This window comes from Candidatus Cloacimonadota bacterium (genome assembly GCA_011372345.1).
Taxonomy (GTDB): Bacteria; Cloacimonadota; Cloacimonadia; order Cloacimonadales; family TCS61; genus DRTC01.
This window is the reverse complement of record DRTC01000503.1, coordinates 1-7,200: the sequence shown is the minus strand read 5'-3', so window position 1 is coordinate 7,200 and position 7,200 is coordinate 1. Positions and strand designations below refer to the sequence as shown.

General features: G+C 35.2%; 6 protein-coding genes. All 6 read left to right on the top strand.

All coding sequences use genetic code 11. The annotated features are described in order from the left end of the window. Positions 1 to 152 precede the first annotated feature (152 nt). The 6 genes from ENL20_09730 (at position 153) to ENL20_09705 (ending at position 6,794) form a co-directional block, all read left to right on the top strand. Positions 153 to 1,346, top strand: a complete 1,194-nt coding sequence (locus ENL20_09730; protein ID HHE38836.1) for a hypothetical protein — start codon at positions 153 to 155, stop codon at positions 1,344 to 1,346. Positions 1,347 to 1,412: 66 nt separating this feature from the next. After that, entirely contained in the window at positions 1,413 to 2,297 is an 885-nt protein-coding gene (locus tag ENL20_09725) for a cation transporter (protein ID HHE38835.1), read from the top strand. 24 nt (positions 2,298 to 2,321) lie between these two features. Continuing rightward, positions 2,322 to 3,218 (top strand): DMT family transporter, encoded by an 897-nt coding sequence (locus tag ENL20_09720; GenBank protein HHE38834.1) that lies wholly within the window; start codon positions 2,322 to 2,324, stop codon positions 3,216 to 3,218. Between the two features lie 55 nt (positions 3,219 to 3,273). Then, positions 3,274 to 4,635, top strand: coding sequence for an NAD-dependent succinate-semialdehyde dehydrogenase (locus tag ENL20_09715; GenBank protein ID HHE38833.1), 1,362 nt, complete (start codon positions 3,274 to 3,276; stop codon positions 4,633 to 4,635). Between the two features lie 119 nt (positions 4,636 to 4,754). Next, a complete protein-coding gene (locus tag ENL20_09710) occupies positions 4,755 to 5,147 on the top strand; it encodes a hypothetical protein (GenBank protein ID HHE38832.1) in 393 nt (130 codons plus the stop codon). 162 nt (positions 5,148 to 5,309) lie between these two features. After that, entirely contained in the window at positions 5,310 to 6,794 is a 1,485-nt protein-coding gene (locus ENL20_09705) for a glycogen synthase (protein ID HHE38831.1), read from the top strand. Positions 6,795 to 7,200: the final 406 nt, after the last annotated feature.

Below are 7,200 nucleotides of genomic sequence, written 5' to 3'. Positions count from 1 at the left end.
TTCTAGCAGAACTTGTCATTTCGAGTATTTCTCTTTCTTGAAAGAGACGGATTCTTTCAAATATTTCTTATGAGAAATCTGCAACTCAAATTTGTAAATGAATTTTTAACGCTGAAGATTCTTCGAGAGAGAAGCAAGGGGAAATACTCAGAATGACAGAAAAAAATATGAAAAATAAAGAAATAATTTATCCTGACTACAACAATTCCATCCTGAACCTGATCTCAACAATCATGAAAACATACAATGTAAAGACTGAACACAATCCTCTCCAGCAGATCGATATCAAAGAACTCAAACAAAAGCAAAACATCATTTTAATGATCTTCGATGGTTTTGGTTATAATCTTTTCCAAAAATACAGGAAAACTTCCTGCTCATTTTTAGCCGAACATTTCATTGATAAGATCACATCCGTTTTCCCTTCTACAACCACTTCTGCTATGACAAGTATTTATACCGGAAAATCTCCGTTGGAACATGGAGCTTTAGGTTGGAGTTTATACTTCAAGGATTATTTCAAATTGATCGATTTTTTGCCCAATAAAGACAGCATTTCCGGTAATGCTTTGCATAAAGAACATTTCAATACTCATGATTTTCTTAATATTCCTAATATTTTTTCAAAGATAAAAAAGACTGATCCGGAAACTCAATTGTTCTATTTGAAACCAAAATACCTTGAAGATAGTATTTACTCAAAATATATGACAAAAAACGCTCTTGATCTATCTTTTGAAAACGACAAAACAATTTTTTGTCCGGATGATATAAATCTCAAAGAAAAAGGTAAAAAATTTATTCTTGTTTATTCTCCTTTCCCGGATAGTTTGGAACATGAAAATGGAGTTAATTCTAAAATCGTTGAAAATTACATTAAAGAAATTGATTTGAATTTGAAGAAATTATCCACAGAAGTAAAGAATACAACAATTTTTATTACAGCAGATCACGGACTGATAGATGTGAATAAATATTTTTATGTAAATGAAGATAAAGAATTGAATGATTGTTTGATCCTGCCTGCATTTCCCGAACCGAGATTTATTTCATTTTTTGTGAAGACTCATAAAATGAACGATTTTGAAACGATCATTAAAAGGTATGAAAAAGATTTTTTATTTATGAAAAGAGAAGAACTTTTTGATTCAAATCTATTGGGATTTGGAAAGCAGCATCCTAAAATCGATGACTTTATCGGAGATCATGTCGCGATTGCGATTGCTAATTCGGCGATGAAACCGATCTTCCTGCAGAACGGGAAGGATGAACATGAACTGAAATCGCATCATTGCGGTCTGACCAGTGATGAGATGTGGGTTCCTCTATTTAGGATCGATGTCTAAACTAACTTTACGAAAATTATCATTAAAGAATTTCTTATGCTACAATTTTCGTAAAAATAAAAACAAATGAAAAAAGAAAAAAAATCCATCGCATATTTAGAAGCAGGGATTTCGATATTGCTCAATATTATCCTCTTCATCCTGAAATATATCGTCGGAATAAAAACAGCTTCCATCGCTATCATTGCTGATGCCTGGCACACTTTATCGGATTCTTTTTCTTCGATCATCCTTTTTTTTGGAATTAAAATTTCCAACAAACCTCCTGATAAAGAACATCCGTTCGGACATGGTCGCGCGGAAATCATAGCATCTCTAATCATAGGAATTATTCTCACAATTGTAGCTTTCAATTTTTTAATTGAATCATTTCAACGATTCAGAGAACATCAAGCTGCAAATTTCTCGATGAAAGCAATTATCATCATCATCATCTCGATTGTTTTAAAAGAATTTATGGCTCAATTCTCATTCTGGGGAGCAAGGAAGACAAAATCAACTTTACTTTCCGCAGATGGCTGGCATCATCGCAGCGACGCTCTTACTTCATTAATGGTCTTGATCGGAATTTTTCTTGGAAAATATTTCTGGTGGATAGACAGTGTGATGGGATTTCTTCTTTCATTGATGATCTTTTATGCAGCTTTCAATATCCTGAAAAAATCTATCAGTCCCTTGATCGGAGAAGAACCGGATGAGGAAATCGTTCATAAAATCAAAGAAATAATAAACACAAATATCGATCAGGAAATTCATTTTCATCACCTGCATTATCATTGTTACGGAAGCCATAAAGAGATCACCTTTCATATCGTCCTTGCTCCTGATATGAAATTAGTCGAAGCTCATAATGTTGCTGATAAAATTGAGAAACTAATCAAATCAGAACTGGATATTGAAGCTACAATTCATGCTGAACCTTATCATAACGAAAACCTGCCAAATTTTTGAAATTTAGCAAGTTTGAAAGCAAAAATGACAAATCAGCAAAAAGCCTACATCTACGCAACATTCGCAGTTCTTCTCTGGTCAACCGCAGCATCAGCCTTCAAAATTTCATTAAGATATCTGGATTTTCTTCATCTGCTCTTATTTTCATCTTTTTTTGCTTCTCTTGTTTTATTTATTTTTTTAGTTATTCAAAAAAAATTCAACCTGATATTTTCTTTTTCCAGAAAGGAATACTTACATTCTCTTTTTCTGGGATTTTTGAATCCTTTTCTTTATTATCTGATTCTTTTCAAAGCTTACGAATTACTGCCAGCTCAGGAAGCTCAACCTTTGAATTTTATCTGGCCTTTGATGATCGTCCTTTTCTCGATTCCCATTCTCAAACAAAAGATCAAATTTAAGAATATCATTTCACTTTTGATCTGTTTTCTGGGAGTGATCATTATTTCTACTCAAGGAAATATTTTCAGTTTGAAATTCTCAAACTCATTCGGAGTTGGGCTTGCCCTTTTTTCATCGATCATCTGGGCTTTTTTCTTTATCTTAAATGTAAAAGATAAAAGGGATGAGATCGTAAAACTTTTTTTGAGTTTTATCTTTGGATTTTTTTATATTTTAATTTTCTCTTTTGTATTTGTGAAGATCGATTTTCCTTCAATAAAGGGAATTCTGGGAACAATTTACATCTCCTTATTTGAGATGGCGATCACTTTTTTTGTCTGGTTAAAAGCTCTGACTCTTTCCGATACAACTGCAAAAGTAAACAACCTTATTTATTTGACTCCATTTTTGTCTTTGATCTTCATAAACTTTATGGTCGGAGAAAAAATTTTACTTTCAACTTTTATCGGTTTAATTTTTATTGTCACAGGAATTTTAAGTAGCTCGGAACTTGTTCCGAAACCAGAAAATATTAGATGAGACAGAAATTTAAGAAAAAGGTTCAGAACAAGTTCTGAACTACGAGAAGCGTCTCATGAAATCCATAAATCCTTTTACAGAAAAAACGATCAAAGAATACAAAGAACATACTTCAGAAGAAGTAAAAATCCAAATCGAAAAGTCTCATCAGTCATTTCTTGATTGGAAAAAAACCGATTTTGAAGAACGAACCTGGCTCATGACCAAAGCTGCTCAAATCCTGCGAAATAAATCCGAAGAATATGCTGAACTGATGATGAATGAAATGGGAAAACTTTTCAGAAGCGGAAAAGCGGAAGCAGAAAAATGTGCCTGGGTTTGCGATTATTATGCCAAAAATTCTAAAAAGTTTTTAGAACCGGAAATCGTTGAAACAGATGCAACTGAAAGTTTTGTTACCTTCCAACCTTTCGGAATTGTACTTGCTGTCATGCCCTGGAATTTTCCTTTCTGGCAGGTTTTCCGATTTGCTGCTCCTGCTCTGATGGCAGGAAATGTCGGAATATTGAAGCATGCATCCAATGTTCCCGGATGTGCTTTAGCGATCGAAGATATTTTCAGGCAAGCAGGATTCCCGGAAAATGTTTTTAAGACTTTACTGATTGGAAGTAACAAAGTTAATGAAATTATTGAAAATACTTTGATAAAGGCTGTAACCTTGACCGGAAGTACTTCAGCCGGTAAATCAGTTGCTAAAAAATCAGGTGAAATGTTGAAAAAAACTGTTCTCGAACTTGGCGGAAGCGATCCTTACATTATCCTCGAAGACGCCGATCTGGAAAAAGTAGTTCCAATTTGTGTAACCTCTAAACTGATCAATGCCGGTCAGAGCTGTATTGCTGCGAAAAGATTTATTGTGGTGGAGAAAGTAAAAGAAAGATTTGAAGAACTTCTCGTTAAACAAATGTCGGCACAAAAAATGGGTGATCCAAAAAATAAAGAAACAACGATTGGTCCTCTATCAAGATACGATTTAAGAGACGAACTTCACGAGCAAGTTCAAAGAAGCATCGAAAAAGGTGCAGATTGCATTTTAGGTGGAAAAATCCCTGATGATAAAGGTGCATTTTATCCACCGACAGTTCTGACAAATGTCCAAAAAGGAACTCCGGCATATAATGAAGAATTATTCGGACCGGTTGCTGTCATTATTTCTGCCGGAGATGAAGAGGATGCGATCAGAATCGCAAATGATTCAAAATTCGGACTTGGTGCTGCAGTATTCACATCTGACGAAGAAAAAGGAAAAAGGATCGCTGAAAAAGAACTGGAAGCAGGATGCTGTTTTGTGAATGATTTTGTCCGTTCCGATCCGCGACTTCCTTTTGGTGGAATCAAGGAAAGCGGATATGGACGAGAACTTTCACACTATGGGATCAAAGAATTTGTGAATATTAAGACGGTTTATGTGAAATGATCGATGAAAACTTGCCAAATTTCTGAAAATTTGGCAAGTTTGTAAAGAGCATTGAAAAATCATTCAGCAAAATTCTTGACATAAAATCCTAAATAAATGCTCTAAATCTGGAGGTTTTAATGGGTACTTTTTATACAAGTTGCGAAGTTCAAAATCATATTAATAGAGCGAACAAAATAATTGTCAATAAACTACTTGTTGATACGGGAAGTGAATATACTTGGGTATCGGAGAATAATCTAAAAAAAATTGGAGTGATTAGAGAAAAAAAAGACCTGACTTTCATTATGGCAAATGGACAAAAAATAACTCGTACAATCGGCTTTGCCATTATCAGGATAAATGATTTTTTTACGATCGATGAAGTTGTCTTTGCCCAGGAAGGTGATATGGAGTTATTGGGAGCAAGAACTTTGGAAGGATTGAACCTGACTGTCGATTCAAGGCAGAAAAAATTAGTTGCTGCCGGACCGTTACCGGTTGCTTCATCCTCGTTCTCAATTTACATTTGAGAATGCAATTGAGTAAAAGTTTCACTTTGAACACAAAAAAATGATAAATCGAAATGAAATTTCATAGCTAATAATGTTCCCAAATACAATTTGGGAACAAGCCAAACCAAACGAATTTTCCTAATGCAATTTGGTAAAAAGAATAAATAGGAAATCAAAATAATGAGCAAAAAACCAAAAATCCTTCTCTGTACCCCGGAAATAACAGAACTTCCGGAAGGTATGGGAAATGCTGCTAATTTTGTGTCAGCCAAAGGCGGTGGTCTCGGAGATATTTCTGCAAGTCTGGTTCGTCATCTCAATGAAAGTCGCGAATTTGAACTGCACATCGTTCTTCCCAAATATGATAACCGCATCAAAAATGTTTCCAAATACACAAACCAGCAGATCGACAGATTGTCTATCACATTGCAGGGAAAAGGAATTCACCTCGTTAATGATAGTGCATTTTCATATTTGAGCAATCCTTATGCGGAGCATAAGCTTCATTCTCCTGTGCGTCGTTCCCTTGTTTTTCAAAGATATGTGATCAATAATCTTCTTGATTGGATAGAACCGGATGTTGTACACTGCAATGACTGGATGACAGGTTTGATCCCGGCAGCAGCAAAAGCAAAAGGTATAAAATCGCTGTTCACGCTTCATAATATTTTTACTGAAAAGCAGACTTTGATGGATATCGAATTAAGCGGAATAAAACCGATGGAATTTGTCGAAAATTTATATTTTGAAGAATTTCCGGAAAACATTAAACAGAATTGGCGAAAATATTTTAATACTAATAAAGTTGATTTCACAGCGAGTGCGATCTTTGCTGCCGATTATTTTAATACGGTCAGCCAGACTTTTCTGGAAGAACTGAAAGATGATTATTTCCCGGAACTCGTTTCCAGACCCATCTATCAGGTTATTAAAGATAAATGTGAACAAGATAAAGCGTTCGGAATTCTAAATGCTCCCAATGATACTATAAATCCCGAAGTTATGCCTGATATAATCAATTTCAATAAGCACACGGTCATGGAGAAGAAAGCAGAAAATAAGAAGCTTTTCCAGGAAAAAATGAAACTTCCTCTCGAACCGGATATCCCTCTATTCTTTTGGCCGAACAGATTGTATTCCCAGAAATCTCCCGAATTGCTGGTCGATCATGCCGAATATTTCCTGAAAAAGTACAAAATGCAGATCGCCGTGGTCGCTAATGGTGATCTTAAAGTCGAGAATAAATTAAAAGTACTATCCAAAAAAAATAGCAATCTCAAATTTCAAACTTTCGATGAATCTTTAAGTACTCTCGGTAAAGCAGCTTCTGACTTCATTCTAATGCCATCCCGTTATGAACCTTGCGGACTTCCGCAAATGGAAGTTCCCAGATTTGGAACTTTACCGATCGTGCGGGCTACAGGTGGTTTGAAAGATACGATCGAACATCTTGATGTGAAAAAGAATAAGGGAAATGGTTTTGTCTTCGTAATGTTGGATAAAACCGGAATTGAATTCGGGATCAAAGAAGCGCTCAAGTTTTATGAACAACCTTTCGCTATCCGTATGAAACAAATCCGGAGAATTATGAGCCAATCCAGAAGAATGTTCAATATGGAAAAAACAGCAGGCGAATATATGAAGATCTATGAGAAAATGCTGTAGTTCGGAACTTGTTCCGAAACCTGAAAATTATTGAGCAAACCGTAATGAAAAATTGAATCAGAACAATCGTAGTTCGGAACCTTTATTCCGGCTTTTGACTGATTGTTCCGAAACCAAGAAAATTTTGATGAGACTGGAATACAAAACAATGTTCAGAACAAGTTCCTGAACTACTGTAGCTCGGAACTTGTTCCGAGTCCAATAATCAATGAAGAAACCATAACATTAAAGGGATCAGAACAAGTTCTGATCTGGTAGTGTAATATAAATTATGAAAACTTATGAAAAAATGTGATGCCTTTCCGAAGCTTCTCATGAAGGAATTCTATCCGGCAGTTGCCGGATCGGAAAGTTCCGGGACATATACATCCTTCCGAATCTTAATGTAAGAACTAGTGAAAGAAAG